This is a genomic window from Arthrobacter crystallopoietes (genome assembly GCF_002849715.1).
Lineage (GTDB): Bacteria > Actinomycetota > Actinomycetes > Actinomycetales > Micrococcaceae > Crystallibacter > Crystallibacter crystallopoietes.
Genome location: NZ_CP018863.1, coordinates 4,266,220 through 4,288,195 on the forward strand (window position 1 = coordinate 4,266,220; position 21,976 = coordinate 4,288,195).

The window sequence follows — 21,976 nt, forward strand, 5'->3', positions numbered from 1 at the left end:
CCGTTGCTGTCAGGAGCCATTGCCGACAAAGCAGTTCCCGGCCGGCAGAACTGGCAGCACTGACATCGCAACCTCTCCTTCACGTACCTGCCCGATAACGCATTGCTCATCTACCGGTGCCGCAGCCTCGATCGCGTCGACGGCCAGGCCTGTGGGAGTTATATCGGCGGAGACCTCAATCTCGTCTTCAACGAAACCGGCGTCGGTCATCGCTTTGAGCATCTGCGATTCATTCGGCCGGGGCGAGGAAGCTGCGAGATTCTCCAACTGCTCCCGCACTTGCCTTTCGGCTGCATCCACGGCCGACGCTTCCGCCGTCTCAACGGCAGGTTCAGCAGTTTCAGTTGTTGCAGGCACTGTTGCGGAAGCAGTCGCATCGCTGCTTTCCGCTGAATCGGCAGCTCCCGATCCGACAGCCGAGCATCCTACCAACGCGAAGCCAGCTGCAAATAACCACGCGGCGCCAGCAAAGCGCATCTGAATTGAACGTCCCTGTCGGTGCAGATTTTTCACGCTGTCATTCTGTCACGCCCCGGCTCCGTCTCTTCTATCCCGCCATCCGCAGTCCGTTCTCATCGCGTTCATCAATCAATATTGAGTTGTCACCGTTGAACTCCGGGGCTGCCGCCGTTGAGGCATCCGTTCCCCAGTCGTAAAACTCTTCCGTGCTGGCGTTGACGCCGTCCGGGGACCTCTGTTCCGCACCGGGGAGCGGACTCGCTGAAAGCTGCTGGGTTTTCGGCTCCTGCCTCGATGAAATACTGCGAACGAAATTCGCCGTTCCCCAGAACAAGTCATGACCGAGCGACTCCGCGTCGATCTCACATGCCGTCCCCTGCCGCCCGTCATCGCTGGTCCATTGGCGGAGCCGGAGCCTGCCAGTAACGATGACGTGTTGGCCCTTCCTCAGGCTTGATCCAATGTTCTCGGCCAACTTCCGATAGCACTGCACCGTGTACCAGTTGGTTTGGCCGTCTACCCACTCCTGGTTTTCGCGGTCAAACCGCCGCTCCTTGGAAGCCAGCCGGAAATCGGCGCAGGCAGTCCCGCCCTTGGTCGTTCCGGCTTTAATGTCGGTTCCTATAATTCCCCGGACAGTAATGATGTCTGTCATGGTCCTGCTCCTCCTCACGATGCCGGCGGAGTTGCCGACATCCCCAGTCTGCGAATCCCTGCTATGGAAAAGAACCTGTTTCGAGACGTTTGTGGAGAGGCGGGCACCGCGGGCCGTTGTGCAGGACGAGTGGCGACTTCGAAGAATCGCAGGCAAGGGGATAAACTTGCTGACTGGCGGAGCGATCCGCCAGCCAGCCTCGGTAGCTCAGCGGATAGAGCAGGAGCCTTCTAATCTCTTGGTCGCAGGTTCGATTCCTGTCCGGGGCACGCATAATTAGCATTGCCTGCACAGCGCACCGGGCGCACTTGCAGTCGGCCGGGGGTAGATTACGAGCATGCAGACGCACGTCCATTTCCCTGTGAGCACCCTTGCCCTTCAAAGAGGCGGCTTGGTGAAAGCCGTCCGGAACCGTGCAAGCGCCCTCGCGGAAGAAGGTTCTTTCGCAGGAATCCATATCGATGTACTTGGATTCCAGCCCCGCCTGTCCCGCACCGTCAAGATGATGAAGGATTCGGGCCACCTTCACCCAGCGGTCCAGGTCAACAGTGTCCTGTACTCGCTGGATCCAAGTCCGGAGACTGAACGTCGAAAACCATCCTTCCCATCCCGGGACAGCGGGCTCACGGGCATCAAGGATGGACGTAATCCCCAATCGGTGCGGTATTTCCGGGACGGCTTACTGGAGATGTTTGTGCGCACCGATCCGGCAGGAACACCTGTTTTCATCGACTATTTCAATTCAGAGCGGCAACGTGTTAGACGCGATGAGATGGACAGTACGGGCAGACTGGTTCGTGTTTTGCATACCCCGGTCACGCCGGGTGAGTCAGCGGTCCAACGCTATATAGGCCGTGACGGGCAATGCTTTCTGACCATTTGGCAATCACCAGGCAAGAATAACTGGGAACAAGGCTTCCTCTTCGGTCCCAAGCCCCGGAGTTTTCCAGAAATGGGAATCCTTTATACCCACGCTTTCGAACAGCTTCTAGCGCAGCACGAAAGCGTTGCCATCACGTCGGAATTCCGTGAAAACCTAGACATCCTCCGCGACCAGAACCTGGATGAAGTCGTGGCATCTATACGGCACCCTCATCTCCGAAAAGTGGTAACTGCGCACAGTAACCACCTTGAACCTCCTTATACCGCCGGCTCCGGTGTAAGCGGCAACTGGCGCAGACTTATCCATCGCCTCGATGAATTCGACGCATTGGTGCTGTTGACCGAGGCTCAGCGGGAGGACATCGCAGCGGATTTCGGCCACGCGGAATTGCTGGAAGTCATTCCCCAGGTAGCTCCCCCTCGCAAGGAAGCCAACGCCCCAACGGACCCCAACCGTCTGGTCCTCGTGGCCCGAACACACCCGAAAAAACGTGTTGACGAGGCTATCCGGGTTTTCCGTAAAGTGGTCGATGGCAATCCTGACGCCGTTCTGGAGGTGTTCGGTTTCGGCTACAAGGACAAGGAAGAACTCAAGGTTCACCAACTCGTAGCCGACCTGTCGCTACAAGACAGCGTCCGCTTCATGCCCTTCACCAGCAACCCGGACGACATCTATGCCGCTGCTTGCGCGACCCTATTAACCTCGGCGTCGGAGGGTTTCCCATTGATTTTGCTCGAAAGCATGTCTTATGGCGTTCCCGTAGTGGCCTACGACTCCAACTACGGACCGCGGGATGTGATTATCGACAGTGAGAACGGCTACCTGGCGGACTTCGCCGACAGTGATGCCCTAGCGAAAAAGATCCTGCTGTTAATGCAGGACGCCGATCAACGCGCCAGGATGGGAGCGGCAGCAGTCGAGACCCTTGACCGTTTCGATACAGCACGCTTCGTTGAGGGCTGGAAGCGTGTACTGACCGCTCCCCCACGGCCTGACCGCATTACCCGGGCGTCTACACGAGCAGTGGTAGAGCACGTCGAATGGAATGGGAAGAAACTCTACATACGGGCCCCACACGGAACTGCACCCGGTACGGAACTCATATTCCGCCGCCGACACACAGACAATGCCACGGAGGTACCCGTCTCCAACGGACAGTGGATTGTTCAGCTGCCTGAGAGCAAGCCGGGCGATATCTTCGATGCTTACATCCGACTCGCGGACCACAGTGAAAAACGTATGGCCCTCGACATCGTTGATGTCGTCCAAAGACCGCCCATGCAGGTCTACGCCACCGCACACGGTTCATTCTCTGTGCGCCACGTCAACGATAGCTTGGTCGCCAAGGGACGCCGTTGGCTAAAACGGAGGATCCGGGCTCAAGCGCAGTAGCCGCTGCCAACAAATGGCAACTCGTTGACCACACTTCACGTGCTTGGAAACGATAGTGCAATGTCAATCTCTCTAGCCGCCGAACCTGATCGGCTTCTACCTGCTGAACCCGGCGTCCGAAAGATCGCGCGCGGGCTTCTGGAACTTGTTAGTGACCTGCCGATTATTTCTCCGCACGGTCATGTGGACGCCGCTGTCCTGGACAAGAACTCCCCCTTCCCTGATCCTGCAACGTTGCTGATCAGCCCCGACCACTACGTCACCCGGCTCATTCATGCCAGCGGTGTCCCGTTGGACCGGCTGCGCGTGGGAGGATCCACCGCGGCCTCTCCCCGCGACGTATGGCGGGAGTTCGCCAAGGCCTGGCCGTTGTTTGACGGCACCGCGTCCGGATACTGGCTGCGGTCCGAATTCGAACACGTGTTTAAGCTCGAACACGAAATCTCCGAAGCGACCGCCGACGCCACCTTCGATGCCATTCAGAGCAGGCTCAGTGAACCCGGCTTCCGCCCGCGCCAGCTCTTCAAGGACTTCAACATTGAGGTCCTGGCCACTACTGACGATCCTCTGGACAGCTTGGAGTCCCATGCGGCGCTGGCTGCGGACGCCACCTTCCAAGGTCGGGTTCTGCCTACGTTCCGTCCGGACGCGTATTTGAACATCAGCCATCCGACTTGGATCGAAAACGTCGACCAGTTGATTACCACGGCCGGCGACGGTACCACCGGATACGCGGGCTACATCCGCGCGTTGGAAAACCGCCGGCAGCACTTCGTCGACCACGGTGCCGTCTCCGCGGATCATGGAGTCCGTACTCCGCAGACGCTCAAGCTGGACCGCGCGGAAGCGGAAAGCCTTTTCAACAAGGCCCGCCGCGGGGAAGCCACCGAGACCGACCGCGACGCTTTCGAAGCGCACATGATGTACGAGATGGCACGCATGTCGGTCCAGGACGGTCTGGTCATGACGGTTCACCCCGGTTCATTCCGCAACCACCATCTGCCGACCTTCGAAAAATACGGCGCTGACACCGGCCACGACATCCCCTTCGCCGTCAACTACACCGAAGCCATCCGTCCGGTCCTGCAGGACTTCGGTACGGCAGAGGGCTTTAACCTGATCCTCTTCACCCTGGATGAAACCGTGTTTTCCCGGGAACTCGCCCCCTTGGCCGGCTTCTACCCCGCCGTCTACGTGGGCGCCCCGTGGTGGTTCCTCGATGCACCGGATGCAATGCTGCGCTTCCGCTCTGCCATCACCGAGACCGCCGGGTTCTACCGTTCCTCCGGCTTCATCGACGACACCCGCGCCTTCTGCTCCATCCCGGCCCGTCACGACGCGTCCCGCCGGATTGAAGCTTCATTCCTGGCACGGCTTGTTGCCGAACACCGCGTTTCCGAGTCGCGTGCCGCCGAGCTCATCGTCGATATTGTCGATGCCGCACCCCGAAGGGCTTTCAAACTGTGACGGCACAAACCGCAACGCAGCCGCTCAATCGGCAGACGTACGGGGCAGGCAGCCCCGCCCCGATCCGGATTATCCACTTCGGGCTGGGCGCTTTCCACCGCGCCCACCAAGCGTGGTACACGCATAAAGTAGACGCCAACCACGAATGGGGCATCGCCGCATTCACCGGACGTAGCCCGCAAGCTGCCGAGACTCTTGAGGCCCAGGACGGGCTTTACACCCTCGTCGAGCGGGCGGAAGACGCAGACAGCTTCGAAGTCATCGAAAGCATCAGTGCGGCGTACGACGGCGGCAACATTGCGCGGCTCGCAGAGCTACTGTCGCAACCGACGACGGCGATCGTCACCCTGACGGTGACAGAAGCTGCGTACAACCTCGGTTCCGATGGACAGCTCGATCTAACGGCAGAGGCGGTAGCGGCCGATGCAGCCCTGCTGAGCCAGTGGTGGAAGGCATCGGCAGCGCTCACTGGTTCCAGCGGCACGGCCCGTCGCGGAGCCCCATCGACCGCAGCGGCACGGTTGCTTACCGGCTTGGACGCGCGCCGGAGGGCAGAAGCCGGGCCAATAGCCGTTGTCTCCTGCGACAACCTCAGCGCCAACGGCACGGCCGCACGCAACGCCGTTCGCGGTTTGGCATCGGCGGTCGCACCGGAACTGGCAGGCTGGATCGATGCCAATGTGTCGTTCGTGGATACCTCCATTGACCGGATCACTCCGCGGACTACGGATGAGGACATAGCTGGCGTAGCCGCTGCAACTGGTTTTGCCGACCAGTCACCAGTGGTGACCGAGCCCTTCCATAACTGGGTCCTCTGCGGCGATTTCCCGGCCGGCCGGCCGGCCTGGGAAGATGCCGGCGCGGTGTTCGTCGACAGGATCGAGCATTTTGAACGGCGCAAGCTGTGGTTGCTTAACGGAGCCCACTCCCTGTTGGCCTACGCCGGCCAGTTGCGTGGCAGCGACACCGTAGCGCAAGCCTTGCGTGATCCCGTATGTGCTGCCTGGATGGACGAATTCTGGAATGAGGCCGCGGAACACCTTACGGAGCCGGAGCTCAAGGTGGACGAGTACCGGGCGGCGCTGCTGGAACGGTTTGGCAACTCGCGCATAGCCCACATGCTGGCCCAGATCGCCATCGACGGGAGCAGCAAACTGCGCATGCGCGCCGTCCCTGTTATCCGGGCAGAACGCGCGGCCGGACGCCCGGGGCAGGCAGCCGCCCGGCTGATTGCCGCATGGATCGACTACCTGGCAATAGCCAATAACGACGGCGCAGACGTGCGCGACGCCGAGACTGACCGCATCATGCCACTGCTGGCATTGGTTGGCAGGGACCAGACCGCCGCGCTGGTGGAACTGCTGGACCCGGACTTCGCCGCAGAAGACGGCATTGTTGATATGGTCCATGCCCTGCGCGGATCGTTCCAGGACCAGTAAGGGAAACGGACGCTGTGCCGGAGATCCGGCAACTTGTGGCAACTCCTTGCCACCCGGTTTCCGGCATAGCTACGGTTACTTGAAGATTTGAAATCATTGAAAGGCCTATCTTGAAGATCATTGCTGCTGATGTCATTGTGACCAGCCCCAGCCGGAACTTTGTGACGCTGAAAATCACCACGGATGACGGTGTTACCGGTCTGGGAGATGCCACTCTGAACGGCCGCGAGCTGGCCGTGGCAACTTATTTGAAGGAACACGTTGCGCAGCTGCTGATCGGCAAGGATCCGCACCGGATCGAAGACACATGGCAGTTCCTCTACCGCAGCTCCTACTGGCGCCGGGGCCCTGTCACTATGGCCGCAATCGCCGCCGTCGACATGGCGCTGTGGGACATCAAGGGCAAGGTTGCCGGGCTGCCGGTCTACCAACTGCTGGGCGGCGCCTCAAGGACCGGTCTGCGCACTTACGGCCATGCCTCCGGCCGCGACATTCCGGAATTGTTCGACTCCATCCGGCAGCATCTGGAAGAAGGCTACAAGTCCATTCGTGTGCAGACGTCCGTGCCGGGGATCAAAGCACTCTACGGTGTTGCTGCCCAGGCACAGGCGACGGGTGAGCGCTATGACTTCGAACCCGCCGGCCGGGGTGCGCAGCCGACCGAGGAAGATTGGGACACCCGGGCCTACCTGCGCCATCTCCCCACCGTCTTCGAAGCCGTCCGTAACGAGTTCGGCCCGGAGTTGCCGTTGCTGCATGACGGACACCACCGGATGACCCCGATCCAGGCAGCCAAGCTGGGCAAGTCACTCGAGCCGTACGATCTGTTCTGGCTTGAGGATTGCACCCCCGCTGAGAACCAGGAAGCGCTCCGGCTGGTCCGCCAGCACACCACCACCCCGCTGGCGATCGGCGAAATCTTCAACACGGTCTTCGATTTCCAGACGCTGATCAAAGAACAGCTGATCGACTATGTCCGTGCGGCTTCGACACACTTCGGCGGCATCTCCCCGTTGAAGAAGGTCATGGACTTCGCCGCCCAGTACCAGGTCAAGTCGGGCTTCCACGGCCCTACGGATGTCTCCCCGGTCGGCCTTGCAGCGCAGACTCACGTCGGGCTGGCTATCCATAACTTCGGTATCCAGGAATACATGGAGCACAGCGAGAAGACCAATACGGTGTTTGAGCAGTCCATGGTCTTTGCCGACGGTTATCTGCACCCGGGCGACAAGCCCGGACTCGGCATCGAGCTGAACGAAGAAGCCGCGGCTTCCTTCCCCTACCAGCAGGCCTACCTGCCGTATAACCGTCTCGCCGACGGCACGGTGCACGACTGGTGACAACCTCGGGCCCCTATCATGTGGTGCTGATGGGTGTTTCCGGATCCGGAAAGTCCACCGTCGGTGAACTCCTGGCTGAGCATATCGGCGCAGAGTTCACCGACGGAGACGCCCTCCATCCGCAGGCTAATGTGGACAAGATGGAGTCGGGTCTCCCGCTCAACGATGGCGACCGCAAGCCTTGGCTCGAAAAGATCGGTGCCACGTTTGCACAGGCGCCCGGCTCCTTGGTCATTGCCTGCAGCGCCCTGAAAAAGTCCTACCGGGACCTTATCCGGGCCGCTGATTCCTCAGTAGTATTCATTCATCTCCAAGGGAGCCAGAAACTGCTCGAAGACCGCATGACTTCGCGCAGCGGACATTTTATGCCGCCCTCCTTGCTGGAGTCCCAGCTGGAAACGCTGGAACCGCTCGATGCGACGGAACCCGGCGTCGTCCTTGACATCGCCGCTTCACCGGCAGAGTTGGCGCAGTCGGCCAAGCTATGGCTGGAAAAGACCAGCTAACGCTTGGTACGCCTGGCCGTTGAATTACGCACAACCAATCGGGTCGGCAGGACAACCGGCTGACCCGATTGGGACTTCGCCCCAGCGGCGAACGCCAACAGGTTATTCACCGCCGTTGTGCCCAAGGCATATAGCGGTGCCGCAATCGTCGTCAACGCTGGCGTTATCAGATCCGCGCCGTAACTGTTGTCGAAGCCCACCACACTGACGTCCTCCGGCACGCTAAACCCTTGCTGCTGCAGCGCGCGGATGAAGCCAATGGCCATCTGGTCGTTATAGGCGATTACTGCTGACGTACGATGCTGAAGCCATTCGGCGGCCACGTCCTCCCCGCCGCGAACCGTGGGCTGAGCCGGTGCCGTGCGCCGGACATTCAGTTCAAGCTCCAGAGCAGCCTCCCGCAGGGACCGCCAACGCATGCCGTCCGCCCACGAAGCTTCCGGACCCGCCAGATAGGTGATGGTTTCGTGGCCGTGTTCGCCCAGGTGCTCTGCGGCACGGCGGATCCCCCTGGCGTTATCGGTAACCACGCTGGCGACATCCGCCACTGCCCTGTTCATCACGATCGTCGGTTTCTGCTTGGCCATCATCCGGATGGCAGAATCCGACATACGGGAACTGGAAAGTACAATCCCGTCAACCGTGGACATGGCCCGCTCTAACGCCTGGCGTTCGCGGCGGTCGGATTCCTGGGTGTGTGCAAGGAGCATGGTGTAGCCGGCTTCGGCTGCCGCCGCTTCGGCGCCGCGGACCATCTCCGCATACACCGGGTTCCGGATGTCGGCGATGACCAACGCGATCATGGATGTGCGCGTTCCGCCAGGCTGCCCTGACCCGTTCATCGGCTTGGACCGATAACCGAGCTCAATCGCAGCCGCAAAAATCTTCTGCGCCGTTTCATGGCTCACCCGGCCAGGCCGAGCAAAGGCCCGCGAAACCGTGGATGAGGACACGCCAGCAACCCGGGCGACGTCGTAAATAGTCGGCGCCCCCTGAACTTCACTCATACTTGTCCTCCTATAGAACATCTTACGGGCAGGCCAAGGCAATATATGGCAACTGCTTGCCGCGCACGCTCCATTTTTGGCTGAATCATTAGAACGCATGCTTGGCGCCACCTGCCATTCCGGTGCACGCACAACGAGGCGTGTGCACAGATTGGGGCGGATTCGCAGCATGCATGAGGCGGCCATTCCACTGCGGCCAGCAGCTGGAACCGGCAGCAATGAAAATGGAAAGCCGCGGATTCTCCGCGGCTGCACACAATGCCCCCTCAACGGGCAGGAAAAGGTAAACCATGAAGGGCAACAAAGCTTTTGCAGTGATGGGGTCCGTGGCAGCGATGGCGTTGGCACTGACAGCTTGTGGTGGCGGTTCCGGCAGCGCCGACGGCGGCGCTGACGGCAAGACCATGCGACTGGCGCTCAACCAGACCGAAACCCACCCCTCTTACATCGCCCTGGACAGCTTCGGGGAAAGGCTGTCGGAGTCTACCGAAGGCCGCTGGGACATCGATGTCTACGCGAACGAGACCCTCGGTGCGCAGCAGGAAGCCATCCAGCTGGTCAGCGACGGAACCGTGGAGATGGCCATCGTCTCCGGTACTCAGCTGGAAAACCTCAATGAAGACTTCCGGGTCTTTAACCTGCCCCAGGTGTTCGACGACGTCGAGCACCAGATGAAGGTTGTCGGCGACGAGGAAATCACCGGCGAACTCTACTCCTCCCTTGAGGATCAGAAGATCACTGTCCTGGGCGGCTTTACCCAGGGAACGCGCAGCGTTTACAACACTGAGAAGCCGATCAACACCCCCGAGGACCTCGCGGGCATGAAGGTCCGCGTCCAGGAGTCCGACGTGCATATGAAGATGATCGAGCTCATGGGCGGCTCCGCAACACCCATGGCATTCGGCGAGGTTTATACCGCATTGCAGTCCGGCGTGCTTGATGGTGCGGAGAACAACGAAATCTCCTACCTGACGCAGAAGCACAATGAGGTTGCCGAGTACTTCTCGAACACGAATCACCTTGTTGGCCTCGACTACCTGGTCATCAACACCGATGTGCTCGCTGAAATGTCCGAAGAGGACCGCGCGGCTTTCGATGCCGAGTGGGATGCAGCCGTAACCGAGCACACTGAACTCTGGCTCTCCGAGACCGACGCGGCCATCAAGGAGCTTGAAGCCGCCGGCACCAAGTTCAACGACGTCGATACGGAAGCCTTCCGCACGGCCCTGCAGCCGCTCATCGACGAATACGTGACCACCGACTCCGCCAAGGCCCTGTACCAAGCCACCCGCGCCGCGGCCGAGTAATCCCCTACTCAGAGAGTCACTGAAAAAACAGCTATGCATGCCATAAAGAAATTCTTCGACAAACTGCTTGCAGTCGCCTGCGTGGTGCTGTTCGCCGTTCTCGTCGTGACGGTCGTCTGGCAGGTCTTTACGCGTCAGGTCATACAAGACCCCAGCGCATGGACCTCGGAACTGGCCCAGTATCTGTTCGTCTGGTTGGGCCTGTTCGGCGCGGCACTGGTATTCGCCGAGCGTGGTCATATCGCCGTCGATTTCGTGGTGCGCAAACTGCCCGAGCGCGCGGAGCGCGTGGTAGCCGTCTTTGTCCAGGTAGTCATCATGGTCTTTGCCGCGGTGATCCTTATCTGGGGCGGCTACCGCGTCTCCGTTCAAGCCTGGAGCCAAGCGCTTACCGGTTTGCCGGTAAACGTGGGCCCCTTGTACCTGGTGATGCCGATTACCGGCGTGATCATCATTTTCTATGCGATTTACCACACGATTGCCGTTCTGCGAGGCGAAGAGGAAGCCATCGCCGAAGACGACAATCCGGACGTTATCTAGGAGAGCCCGTGGAAACAGCACTACTCGCCGGGCTCATCCTTCTCATCGGGATTGCAGTCCTTATCATTCTCAGCGTGCCGATCGCCGTTGCCATCGGTGTCTCGACCGTAACTGCGATCATCGCTGTTCTCGGCTTTGACCGTGCAGTCTTGACGACGTCGCAGCAAGTGTTCGCGGGGATCAACTCCTTCACCTTGCTGGCCATCCCGTTCTTTATCTTGGCCGGCGTACTGATGAACAATGGCGGCATCGCCTCCCGCCTCATTGACGCTGCCAAGGTCCTCGTGGGACGCGCACCCGGATCGCTCGCACAGACGAACATCGTTGCCAACGCTCTTTTCGGGTCGGTCAGTGGGGCCGCGGTCGCCGCGGCGGCAGCCGTCGGAACCGTTATGGGTCCCCGCCAGGCCAAGGAAGGCTACGACCGCAGCTTTGCGGCCGCCGTGAACGTTGCCTCTGCACCGTCCGGAATGCTCATTCCGCCCAGTAACACCTTCATTGTCTACTCACTGGTCAGCAGCACGTCCATCGCCGCTCTATTCGTCGCCGGCTACGGCCCAGGTCTCCTGTGGGCGCTTGCCTGCATGACCGTCGTCTATTTCTACGCCCGCAAACGTCCGGAACTGAAGTCGACTGAGAAGGTCTCCTTTGCGGTGGCCATTCAGACACTGCTCAAAGCAGTGCCGTCATTGTTGATGATCGTCATCGTGATCGGTGGTATCCTCGCAGGAATCTTCACGCCAACGGAATCAGCGGCCATCGCCGTCGTCTACTGCTTGGCACTTGGTTTCATCTACAAGACCATCAGGGTCAAGGATCTTCCGGGAATCCTCCTGGACGCCACCAAGACCACCGCTATCGTGATGCTGTTGGTTGGCGTGTCCACCGCGATGTCCTGGCTGATGTCTTTCGCCCGGATCCCAGATCTGATCTCAGACAGCATTCTGGGCCTGACGGAAAACCCGACGATCATCCTGATCCTGATGATGATCATCCTGCTCATCGTCGGAACCTTCATGGACCCCACCCCGGCAATCCTGATCTTCACGCCGATCTTCCTGCCGATCGTCATGGAATTCGGCATTCACCCAGTCCACTTCGGAACCATGATCGTCTTCAACCTCTGCGTAGGAACGATCACGCCGCCGGTTGGAAACGTCCTGTTCGTCGGTGCCCGCGTGGCCGGGCTACGGATCGAGCCGGTGATCCAGCGGCTGGTGCCGTTCTTTATCTCGCTCATCATCGGACTGTTTGTCGTTGTGTTCGTGCCTCAGCTGAGTATGTGGCTGCCGACCGTTCTGGGGCTAGTAGCCCCATAGCTGAAGGAACCAGAATTTCGTGCCAAGAGGCCTCCGTTCAGGATTGGACGGAGGCCTCCTGCGTTCCTCGTAGGCACCAGCATTAACTATGGCCCCAATATTCACCGGATGTTACCGTTTAACCGACGACGACCACACCGCTGCGCTCCATGGCAGCCATACCCCGTCGCTTGGGGATATACCGGAGTACACCTATGCGCCCTCGCCCACAGTTCCAAGCCCCTTCAACCGCCGTGCGGATTCGGGGAACCGGGATCGTCGGCCTGACCGTCTTGTCTCTCGCGGTTTCGGGGTTCGTCCTTCCTCCAGCCGTCAGCGCTAACGCAACGCCGCAGCCATCAGTGATCACAACTGAGCCGGCAAAGATCAATCCATCCGCTCCGGTCAGCACGTCAACTGCTGTGCCCACGACTCAGGAAGTCCCCCAGCCCTCGCCGACGGCCACTACGCCGAAAGAATCGAATCCAGCGGAAACGCCGGCAACTAATGAACCCGAGGTCAGCGAGGAACCAGCTCCGCTACCGTCCGTTGAATCCACCCAGGGTCAGCGGCCTGTACCGGCGCAAACCGGGCGGCCCGAAATTGACGCTGATATCGAAGTCCCGGTAGAAGAACTCTCTCAAAAGCAGCTGAGGGAACTGCTCGAAGTGCTCCAGGGCGACCACGGCGCCCAGATGGGCCACGGACTTGCACAACGGCAGCAGCGAGAGGCCGAACTCAGGCAGCCGGAGAAGCAGGAAGAGCTCCAGGAGCAGCTGGACGTCCTGGAGATCGAACGGACCGGCTCGGTGCAGGCATTGTCTGTCCCCATGGTCAACCGCAACAAGTGGAGCCCGGATGGGATCCAGGGTATCGACGTCAGCAGCCACCAGCCTGATGTCAACTGGACCACCGAGTGGAACTACGGATCCCGGTTCGCCTACGTCAAAACCACCGAGGCCCTGTCCTATCAGAATCCGGAGTGGGCGGAACAATACACCGGCTCCTACAACGTGGGCATGATCCGCGGTTCGTACCACTTCGCAATCCCGAACGTTTCCTCCGGCAAAGCCCAGGCAGATTACATGGTCAACAACGGGGGCGGCTGGTCTGCCGACGGCAAGACCCTCCCGCCCCTACTGGACATCGAATACAACCCCTACCCGGAGCTCGGCAACACCTGCTACAACATGTCCCCGAGCGAGATGGTCGCTTGGATCCAGGATTTCTCCAATACGATCAAGGCCCGCACCGGACGGCTACCCGCCATCTACACCACGGCAGACTGGTGGGACTACTGCACAGGCAGCAGCACGGCTTTTAAGGACCATCCGCTCCATGTGGCCCATTACCCCCTGGATGGGTACACCCTTGCCGAACCGCGACTGCCCGCGGGCTGGTCCGGTTTCGATATCTGGCAGTACAGTTCAAGCGGTCCGTTCGTCGGTGACTCGAATGTCTGGCACGGCACAATGACACAGCTGCGCGACTTTGCCAGGAACGCCAGTGACACCGTTACTACTTCCGTCCTCAGCGCAGCCCCAGGAGACCTCAACGGGGACGGGCAAAGCGATCTCCTCTCCCGGCGCACCGATGGCACCCTTTGGTACTACCCCGGTGACGGTTCGGGCGGCTATGGTTCCGCCACCCGCGTTGGCGGTGGTTGGCAGATCTACAACGCGCTAATCGGCGTGGGGAATTACGACGGCGATTCGCGCCCCGACCTTTTGGCTCGCCACAACGACGGCTCCCTTTGGTTCTACAAGGGCAGAGGTGGAGCTTCTTTCGAACCCCGTGTCCTCGTGGGGACCAGCGGTTGGAATCAGTTCAGTGATGTCATAGGTGTCGGCGATATCACCGGCGACGGCCCCAGGGACCTTCTCACGAAGCGGCCTGACGGAATCGTTTATGTTTATCCGGGACGGGGCACCGGCAGGACTGACTCGCGAGTCCGGATTGCCGATGACTGGCAGGGCTATGCCCAGCTGATTGCCCCTCAGGACTTTAGCGGTGACGGCAACGCCGATGTTATTGCAACGAAGCCGGACGGGTCACTGTGGATCCTCCCTGGCACGGGTCAGGCGCCAGCATTAGGCACGTTGTTCTCTAGAGAACAACGTATTGGGGCAAGTGGTTGGCAGGCCTTCACACAAATCCTGGGCATCTGGGACAACAATAGGGATGGCAAGGATGATCTGCTCGGGATTTATGCCGATGGCGGCCTTGGTTTTTACGAGGGCACAGAGTTCGCGGAGCCCGAGGGGTACAAATCCCGCGTCCTGACCCGCAATTCCGGTTGGGAAATTTACAACCAGATGATTACCCCGGGCGATTTCAACGGCGATGGCCAAGCGGACCTGGTCGGCAGGATGGCCGACGGCACATTGTGGTTCATCCCCGGGGACGGGAACGGCAGCTACGGCAGCAGGATTCGCATCGGTCACGGCTGGCAGATTTACCACGACATCATCGGAGTCGGGGACTACGACAGTGATGGTCATGCGGACTTGGTTGCCCGGCAGAAGGACGGAACATTATGGTTCTACGCCGGCACCGGCAAAGTGAACACATCGGACGAGGGATACCACCGTCGGGTAAAAATCGGCACCGGCGGCTGGAATCAGTTCTCTTCGTTGCTCGGTCCAGGCGACATCAACCGAGACGGAAACAATGACATTCTGGCGGTACTCCCAGACGGCACCGTCTGGCTCTATGCCGGTCCAGGCAACGGCCGGCACGGCTCCCGGACGCAGGTGGCTTCCGGTTGGGATCAGTACAGCTATCTGACGGCGACCGGTGACTACACCGGTGACGGGACGGGCGACATCATTGCCAGGAAACCGGACGGCACACTGTGGCTGCTCCCCGGCCGGAGCACGTACTCCTCCGGTTGGTTCAGTCCAGAACGAAAGATCGGCCGCGGTGGTTGGAACATGTTCGATCGGATTCTTGGTCCCGGTGACTTCAATGACGACCGAAAGGTTGATCTGCTCGGCATAGAACCGGCCGGTTCCATGTGGTTCTATGCCGGCACGCAGTTCACAACGGCGGCGGCGGTGCTACCTCGCAGAATGGTCGGTACGCTCCACCACTAGCGAAGGTCCAGACTCAGGTTTCCGTGGACTGTGGCATACGCCTTGATGCCGTCCCCCAGAACCGGCAAGGGCGTGTCGTCGCTGGCCATCACGCGTTGCGGCGGTCCTGTGAAACCGTTCGCGTTAGCCTCCACGAAACAATCGACGATTGTTCCGCTGTAATCCCCCAATACAGTCTCCGGGACAACACCAAGATAGCTCCCGGCCGCCTGTGGATCCGGCTCCAGCAGCAGGCGGTCCTCATTGCCTCGCCCACGGCCTCGAAGGACCAAGAATAAGCGTTCAAAGCTGCTGTCAGGTTCCATCCGGAAGTTCAGGACCGCCGAGCGGCGTCCTACGCTAACGGACGCGGAATGTGGCACCGCCCGAAGCAACTGCTCCGAGTCGGCCAAACGTTCAAGGCCGGCAAGATCACGCATGCGCACTAACTGGGACCGTTGCCGGAAAATGGGAGACAGTTCGCTCTCCAGTCCCTTTGGAACAAACCGTTCTACGAAGTCGGCATGTGCCTGAACCCATCGGCCCCGGATGGACCGTCCCAGCCTTCCGAAGCGTTCGGGATCGTAGATCCGCAGGCATTTGCGGCGGTAAAGGTCAAGGACCATAAGGTCGCCCCGTCCGGGGTCCGGCTCGTTTTCCTTGATGATGCGCGCAATTTCTCCTACCGACCAGGTGTAGCCCTCGGGCACAGTGCGTTCCGAACTGATGTTCAATCCGTCATCGCGCGTCCTGATGAAGTAATAGTCGTAGTCGGCTAGGACGGATACCCTGTTGGCGAGCAGGTAACAGCGCGCCATCACCATGCCGTCTTCCAGCCGGACCTTGTCTTCGTGGAATCTAATGGCGTGGCTTTCCAGCAGTTCACGGCGGATCATCTTTTGTGGTGACAGGGTCCCGAGAATCCTGCGCCGGTCGACGTCCACTTCCGTCACCTTGAACAGTGACGCCTGGACTCGGCGGCCATTGACCCCAACAAGCTTGGGCACCAGGACATCCACGTCATTGGCAAAGGCGTAGTCCACCATACGTCGCAATGTCTCCGGCCCCAGCCTGTCATCGGCATCGCAAAAGAAGACATAGGGCGCCTTGCTTGCGGCAATACCAACGTTCCGAGGCTTGCCGGGCCAACCACTGTTCGGCTGATGGATAACCCTGAAGTGAGGGTTTTTCCTGACATATTCGTCCAGCAGCTTCCCGCTGGCGTCAGTCGATCCGTCATCAACGGCAATAACCTCAAACAGCGCCTGATCCAGCTCTTGCGCCTCTAGGGAATCGAGCATCTCTGTCAGGTACGGCATGGCATTGAAGACCGGTATGACCACGGAAACTCTGGCAGTTTCCGCGCTTGAGCTGGGTCCGCTGTCCCCCGGCAACACCTGCGGGGCCTTGCGTTTGGCGGTAAACCTCTTCATGCGCCGCTGAAGGGCCGCAACCCGATCCCGAACGATCATTCGTATCCCTTTGCTGGAAGGAGTTTTAGTAACTGTAATGGCTCAGAAAAGCTGATCGACGACGCGTTCTGCGGCATGGCCATCGTCCTTGGGCGCAAATTTAGCTACGAAGGATTCGTGCTTCGCCTCGCGTTCGGGATCCGGATGTGACGTCGCGTCAATGGCTTGGTACAGAGACTCCTCGGATTCCACGACAGGCCCGGGAAGATCGGTGCTGTAGTCGAGATAAAATCCTCGGAGTGTGTCCCGGTACAGCTCCAGGTCGTAGGCGTAAAAGATGATCGGACGGCGCAGTAGCGAAAAGTCGAAGAACACTGATGAGTAGTCAGTCACCAAGATGTCACTGGCCAGGTACAGCTCCTGAATTTCCGGGTAGCCCGAGACATCCAGAACTGTATCCCGAACGCTTTCCGGGATTTGTATTCTATTACTGACGAGCACATGCATGCGGAGCAGCAGAACTGTATCGGCTCCAAACCTCTTATGGAAGCGCTCCAGGTCGAACGGCAACTCAAAAGAGAACTTGCCTGCCCCACTGCTGTCTGAGTCGCGGAACGTAGGTGCATACAGCACTACCCGTTTATTCTCGGGGATACCCAGTTTTCGCCGTACCTGTTCGCTCAGACCGCTGTTCTGTCCGACGGCGGCTAGAACGTCGTTCCGCGGGTAACCTTCCTCAAGTACTTTCCCATCATATCTAAAGGCGCTGCGAAAGACTTCGGTCGCGTATGGACTTGGAGAAAGCAGCACACTCCACTGCCGTACCGCATTGCTGACTCTGCGAAGGTAATCCTCGTCGCGGCCGTGCACCTCGGCCAAGTCATGGAGCATGCGCTTCAATGGGGTTCCATGCCAGGTCTGGACCATGATGGCATCTTTTCGCCGTCGTATATAGTGCGGGAAGTTCTGGTTGTTGACCCAGTACTTGGCCTTGCCGAGATACCAGTAGTATTCCGGCGACAGCCGCTTCACCACCCGGGTGTTTGCGTCCTCATGCGGCAATTTACCCCCGTAGATCCAGATCTTGGTACGTGGATCATTTCGCTTCAAGAGCTCTTCATATATATATCGGGGACTATCGGCGTACTGTTTTCCCAGACCGCTTTCAAAAACGAGGAGATTCTCATCCATCGGCGTGCGCAGCACGAATTTGTAGAATTGGCGCATGGCCGGGAAATAAAACCGGCTTCGTCGAAAGCGGCCAAACACCCTTTCCCCGAATTCGGGGTCAATGAATTTTCGCAGCCGGGATCCGCTCGGCTGGGCTTCCGTGACTGCATCGAAGATTCGACTGCAATTGTTCTGATCGCGATATTTTAGGAAACGTCGAGCACGCCCCACGTACTCCTCCGGCATCGGGCATCCGGATGCGAAGGTTTCGACTAGCCCAGCCATCAGGGAGTCAAGATCAAATGATATGCGCCCGGGCAGCTCGGCATCGAGATCGAGGTGCGGCCCTCTCGGGCCAAGGAAGCGCTCCCTATCGAATTGGTAGTAATGGACCGGTTTCTGCAGAAAACTGAAATCAAAGCCCACGCTGGAGTAGTCGGTGACCATTACTGCGCTTTGCTTAAGCAGGTGTTGGACATCCACTTCGCCTTGAGAAATGACTCGCGCCGGAACACCTTCGAAGTGGTGGCGGAACTGTTGCATGTTCGGATGCAAGCAGAAAATGATCTCGGCGCCAAACCGCTCCACTAGTTCCTGCAGTCGCGGATCATGCAGCAGTTCATTCCATGCCTGGAAGTACTCCGACTCGGTAAAAACTGATGGATCTTGCAGCCAGTCCCGCCAGGTCGGGATGACGAGGAGCTGTTTGGGCTTGACCTCAACATCTCCGGCGAACAGTGCGTCGAAGCGAGACAGGCCGGTGACGACCACGTCCTTGTCGGCGTATCCGAAGTCGCCGACGATGTATTCCTTCTCGCGTTCAGAACTGACGACGAAGACATCAGTGTCGAATCCAGGCGCCTTCTTTCCATAATTGGGAACCATCCACTTGGTACCCATGACCCCGTGCTGCAGAAAGACTTTGACACCGTTCACTGCCCTGCGGAACTGTGGAAGCCACGTCGGGTAGAGGAAGTCCGGATGATGCGAGCCGATGAACCGTTCCGCTTGCAAGGCAAGTTCAAAATGGCGTTTGGACCGGTATGCAACGATATTGCCCAATCCGTCCAGGTTCCGAGCTTCGGGCGAGGCAGGATCGATCACATAGTATGCATCTATTTCTGGCTTATGCTCGCGCAGGTACCGAAAGAAGTGCAGGCCCGTGTCCTGCGCCTTATAGGGGCGCTCCCCCACCAACCACACAGGCTTACTTTGTGTCCTCTTGGATAGAGGCAGCCGTGTCTTCTTCTGCAGGTATTCGAAGGCCTCAGTATCCAGCAGTTCTACATGGAAAGACGTCTTCTTGGCCTTGAAGGTGTAGTACGGGGTAATGCACAAGGTCTTGTCGCCACGATGTTGCCAGCCGGCCCGGGACATTTTCCGAACTACGTATTTGGTCCTGCCCACCCGCACACGATGGGGATCCTGGGCACCGCCCTCGTGGACTTCCAGCCATGCATCAAGCGTACTGTCTGCGGATAGTTGTTCGTTTGGAAAAGTCCGGAGGTCCAGTCGGGCCCGAAGCAAATACTCGCGCAAGCCAAAACGCTTGGCAGTACGCTTTTCGTCCAGCTTGATACTAGTGGCGGCAACATAACGCAGACCGCTTTCCCTGCCGACGAGTACCAGTTCCGCTTTCTTCGGACTGCCATGACGTGCCAGAAGCCTGCCGGAAAGCCGGATGTATCCACCGGCAACAGACAAACGCTTAACGTAAACGGCGTTATACGGTTTTAGAACCCGGTTGAGGGCAAGAGTTAAGAAGCCCTTGCGATTGACATAACCGACGATTGAATTGTCTGCAGCAGCGACTGCTTGTAGCAAGCCGACCTCGGTACGCAAGAAGCGGCCGAAGGCCACTCGCGCTGTGCACGCTGCATCCGGCTCCACCGCGCCTGACTCTAATCCTTCGCGAAATTCCGCGAAGGACATCCCTACTTCGTCCCCGCCGACCACAATGATGTGCCGGCTGTATCGCGGAATATCGATCGCAGAGCACGATATCTCCAGGAACAGGGGAAACAATCCATCCGGATCTGCACCCAGTTCACGAGAAATCTGTGCCGTGTCTATCTGACGAGCCAGGCCTGCGGCCAACCGTTGTAGATCGACGGAAGCGGTAAAGGACCGGTATCCCGCCCGTGCCAGCTTTCCAGTGGTTTCCGCATCAGCCAACCTGATCCAGGACTCGTTGGCATGCAACGTCCAGAGCGCAATCGGAGTGAGCCCATGGCTCAAAGCAAATTCTGAAGTGAGTACCGGACCGTCTTGTGAAATGGCGAGTTCACGCAGTTCTTGCCGCGCCGATCCAGAACCAGGATCAAGAAGACGCTCCGCCTTCGACCGAGCTTTAGAAAACGCAGATTTCGGATCGGACATTACTCTCCTAGTTCGAAGGAACTGGGGACGGGAAAATAGGCACGCAGGAACTGCTGCACGAGTTGATCCTGCGAGGCACGGTCGATGGGGGAACCACCGATTTCATTGAGACAGAAAACATCGGCATCACGGTCTCTCAAAAGCCGAAGCAGCTTCGCTTGAGCGGAGCCATCCCCTATATCGCAATAGCGGTACTTCAGATTGCCCGGTACCGCCGCGCCAATCATGTACCCGTAATAGTGGGCCAGCGAGGACGGAATGGAGATATCCGACGGACTCCGGAACTGTGACCGGGACGTTTCCGCATGCTTTGCCGGGAAATCCTGCTCCACTTGCCGCAAAGTGCTTACTCGTTCGGAATGAGCAGCGTGCTTGAACTTGAATCGAACTGTGCGACCGAAGCGTTGCTCAATCAGCGCTCGGTTTTGTTTGGCCGCGCTGTCAACCGGGAGATCGGCAGAGTTGGGCGGGTCTTCATCAACTTGTTGTTCAGAGAGGAAGAACCGGCTGAGCCCGCTGCCCTCAAAAAACAATTCCGGCTGCACCTGCCGGCCGAAGAACACGTCATCGTTCAGGTAGAGGAAATGTTCGCTCAGCCCCGGGATATGATGCAGCCGAGCTTCAATTGCATGCGAATTGAATGTAGGCAGCGCGCCGTCTGGGAAAATTTCCTGATGATCCACCACTGTTATGCGTGGATTAGAGGTGGCGAGCCATTCCGGAATCTGTTCCGCTGTCACCAGGTAGACGTGGTTGATCCACGGTGCAAAATAATCCAACGACCGGAGCGAATAACGCAGTTCATCGTGTGATCGATAGCGCTCATCGTTGGCGGAAAATTCATTCAGTCCGCCAGGCTGCATCCGGGACAGTGCCTCGGCCTTTCGCGCCTGCCACTCAGGATCCCCGCCGTCGACCCAAGTATAGACAACGTCGATTGGCTCCAGCAGTTCAGTTACAGCCACACAGGCAGTTCGTCCCGGCTTCGCTATGATCTCGCAACCAAGTTCGCTTCCGGCCAGCAGAAGGCCGTCAGTTGACTGCGGCTCAAACACGGTTACCTGAGCCACATCTAGTTGGTCGAAATCGCTAAGCAGCATGGGGGCGCTGTCACCTACTTTGGCATACACCGCCCGGCCAACGGAGACGTCCTTGAGAGCACGCAACAGCTCTGCCCACTGCCCGTCGTCGATCACCAGGGAGGCTGGCTTGTTTGGGTTGGGCTGTTCGACTCGATAATCGATTCCGGCCACGTCGGCCGATAGCTGGGCCAGGTCAAGGTTTGCCCTGACGGCTTCAACGGCTGAAAACCGCTCGACGGTCCGTGTTAGGAAAACTGATCCATCAGACACCACGGCACTCACGTGTCCCGTCATGCCTGCCAACGCGGCGCGGGCAAGGAAACGGGCGATAGAAGAGCGCAATGAAGTCTGCAGCTGTGTCCTGCCGTGGAACACGTCGAAAACGGTCTGGACGACGGGCTGCGGCAAGTTCCGTGCAATGGCTCCACGCAGTCCTGCGATCATTAATTCCTTCCAAAGCACAATAGACCCCATGGGCCGCCCAAGATTCGTTACAGTTTACCAACAGAAATCTGAACTGATTCTGAATTCTGCAGACGCTCCCCTTGACTGCTTCAATACACTCG

At 59.0% G+C, this 21,976-nt stretch carries 15 protein-coding genes and 1 tRNA gene; 10 read left to right on the forward strand and 6 right to left on the reverse strand.

Annotation, left to right across the window (positions count from 1 at the left end):
- Positions 1-9 precede the first annotated feature (9 nt).
- A complete protein-coding gene (locus AC20117_RS23985; protein WP_236777378.1) occupies positions 10-513 on the reverse strand; it encodes a DUF6993 domain-containing protein in 504 nt (167 codons plus the stop codon).
- A 34-nt stretch (positions 514-547) separates the two neighbouring features.
- Positions 548-1,114 (reverse strand): single-stranded DNA-binding protein, encoded by a 567-nt coding sequence (locus tag AC20117_RS19635; RefSeq protein WP_074702133.1) that lies wholly within the window; start codon positions 1,112-1,114, stop codon positions 548-550.
- Between the two features lie 196 nt (positions 1,115-1,310).
- Between AC20117_RS19635 and AC20117_RS19640 the strand changes: the two genes are divergently transcribed.
- The 6 genes from AC20117_RS19640 (at position 1,311) to AC20117_RS19665 (ending at position 8,141) form a co-directional block, all read left to right on the forward strand.
- Positions 1,311-1,383 (forward strand) — tRNA-Arg (locus AC20117_RS19640).
- 68 nt (positions 1,384-1,451) lie between these two features.
- Positions 1,452-3,389, forward strand: a complete 1,938-nt coding sequence (locus AC20117_RS19645) for a glycosyltransferase (RefSeq protein ID WP_083339846.1) — start codon at positions 1,452-1,454, stop codon at positions 3,387-3,389.
- Positions 3,390-3,449: 60 nt separating this feature from the next.
- A complete protein-coding gene (uxaC, locus tag AC20117_RS19650) occupies positions 3,450-4,856 on the forward strand; it encodes a glucuronate isomerase (protein WP_074702130.1) in 1,407 nt (468 codons plus the stop codon).
- Positions 4,853-6,295 carry a mannitol dehydrogenase family protein gene (locus AC20117_RS19655; protein ID WP_074702128.1) on the forward strand — a complete coding sequence of 481 codons (1,443 nt, stop codon included), beginning with the start codon at positions 4,853-4,855 and terminating at the stop codon, positions 6,293-6,295. Before uxaC ends, AC20117_RS19655 begins: the two co-directional genes overlap by 4 nt.
- Positions 6,296-6,405: 110 nt before the next feature.
- Complete coding sequence (gene manD, locus AC20117_RS19660) at positions 6,406-7,635, forward strand: D-mannonate dehydratase ManD (RefSeq protein ID WP_074702126.1); 1,230 nt, start codon at positions 6,406-6,408, stop codon at positions 7,633-7,635.
- Positions 7,632-8,141, forward strand: coding sequence for a gluconokinase (locus tag AC20117_RS19665; protein WP_335644455.1), 510 nt, complete (start codon positions 7,632-7,634; stop codon positions 8,139-8,141). Before manD ends, AC20117_RS19665 begins: the two co-directional genes overlap by 4 nt.
- On the opposite strand, the gene AC20117_RS19670 is transcribed toward AC20117_RS19665, so the two are convergent.
- A complete protein-coding gene (locus AC20117_RS19670; protein WP_101632652.1) occupies positions 8,138-9,148 on the reverse strand; it encodes a LacI family DNA-binding transcriptional regulator in 1,011 nt (336 codons plus the stop codon). The genes AC20117_RS19665 and AC20117_RS19670 overlap by 4 nt on opposite strands.
- A 290-nt stretch (positions 9,149-9,438) precedes the next feature.
- On the opposite strand from AC20117_RS19670, the gene AC20117_RS19675 reads away from it, so the two are divergent.
- From AC20117_RS19675 to AC20117_RS19690, 4 genes are all read left to right on the forward strand, one after another.
- Positions 9,439-10,455, forward strand: a complete 1,017-nt coding sequence (locus AC20117_RS19675) for a TRAP transporter substrate-binding protein (RefSeq protein ID WP_074702124.1) — start codon at positions 9,439-9,441, stop codon at positions 10,453-10,455.
- A 33-nt stretch (positions 10,456-10,488) separates the two neighbouring features.
- Positions 10,489-10,995 (forward strand): TRAP transporter small permease, encoded by a 507-nt coding sequence (locus AC20117_RS19680; protein ID WP_074702122.1) that lies wholly within the window; start codon positions 10,489-10,491, stop codon positions 10,993-10,995.
- 8 nt (positions 10,996-11,003) lie between these two features.
- Positions 11,004-12,314, forward strand: coding sequence for a TRAP transporter large permease (locus AC20117_RS19685; protein ID WP_074702121.1), 1,311 nt, complete (start codon positions 11,004-11,006; stop codon positions 12,312-12,314).
- Positions 12,315-12,715: 401 nt separating this feature from the next.
- Entirely contained in the window at positions 12,716-15,388 is a 2,673-nt protein-coding gene (locus AC20117_RS19690; protein ID WP_236777379.1) for a GH25 family lysozyme, read from the forward strand.
- Here the strand turns inward: AC20117_RS19690 and AC20117_RS19695 are convergent.
- From AC20117_RS19695 to AC20117_RS19705, 3 genes are read right to left on the reverse strand one after another with little or no spacing between them, the layout of a single operon-like run.
- Positions 15,385-16,839, reverse strand: a complete 1,455-nt coding sequence (locus tag AC20117_RS19695) for a glycosyltransferase family 2 protein (RefSeq protein ID WP_074702119.1) — start codon at positions 16,837-16,839, stop codon at positions 15,385-15,387. The genes AC20117_RS19690 and AC20117_RS19695 overlap by 4 nt on opposite strands.
- 42 nt (positions 16,840-16,881) lie before the next feature.
- Positions 16,882-20,328 carry a CDP-glycerol glycerophosphotransferase family protein gene (locus AC20117_RS19700; protein WP_083339845.1) on the reverse strand — a complete coding sequence of 1,149 codons (3,447 nt, stop codon included), beginning with the start codon at positions 20,326-20,328 and terminating at the stop codon, positions 16,882-16,884.
- On the reverse strand, positions 20,328-21,854 hold the full coding sequence (locus AC20117_RS19705; protein WP_074702118.1) for a stealth family protein: 1,527 nt from the start codon (positions 21,852-21,854) through the stop codon (positions 20,328-20,330). Before AC20117_RS19705 ends, AC20117_RS19700 begins: the two co-directional genes overlap by 1 nt.
- Between the last annotated feature and the right edge of the window lie 122 nt (positions 21,855-21,976).

What these genes read in the sequence shown, in the direction of transcription:
- AC20117_RS19635 (WP_074702133.1), bottom strand. Translation starts at nt 1,114, where the DNA reads ATGACAGACATCATTACTGTCCGGGGAATTATAGGAACCGACATTAAA.
- AC20117_RS19645 (WP_083339846.1), top strand. Translation starts at nt 1,452, where the DNA reads ATGCAGACGCACGTCCATTTCCCTGTGAGCACCCTTGCCCTTCAAAGA.
- uxaC (WP_074702130.1), top strand. Translation starts at nt 3,450, where the DNA reads ATGTCAATCTCTCTAGCCGCCGAACCTGATCGGCTTCTACCTGCTGAA.
- AC20117_RS19670 (WP_101632652.1), bottom strand. Translation starts at nt 9,148, where the DNA reads ATGAGTGAAGTTCAGGGGGCGCCGACTATTTACGACGTCGCCCGGGTT.
- AC20117_RS19675 (WP_074702124.1), top strand. Translation starts at nt 9,439, where the DNA reads ATGAAGGGCAACAAAGCTTTTGCAGTGATGGGGTCCGTGGCAGCGATG.
- AC20117_RS19680 (WP_074702122.1), top strand. Translation starts at nt 10,489, where the DNA reads ATGCATGCCATAAAGAAATTCTTCGACAAACTGCTTGCAGTCGCCTGC.
- AC20117_RS19695 (WP_074702119.1), bottom strand. Translation starts at nt 16,839, where the DNA reads ATGATCGTTCGGGATCGGGTTGCGGCCCTTCAGCGGCGCATGAAGAGG.
- AC20117_RS19700 (WP_083339845.1), bottom strand. Translation starts at nt 20,328, where the DNA reads ATGTCCGATCCGAAATCTGCGTTTTCTAAAGCTCGGTCGAAGGCGGAG.
- AC20117_RS19705 (WP_074702118.1), bottom strand. Translation starts at nt 21,854, where the DNA reads ATGATCGCAGGACTGCGTGGAGCCATTGCACGGAACTTGCCGCAGCCC.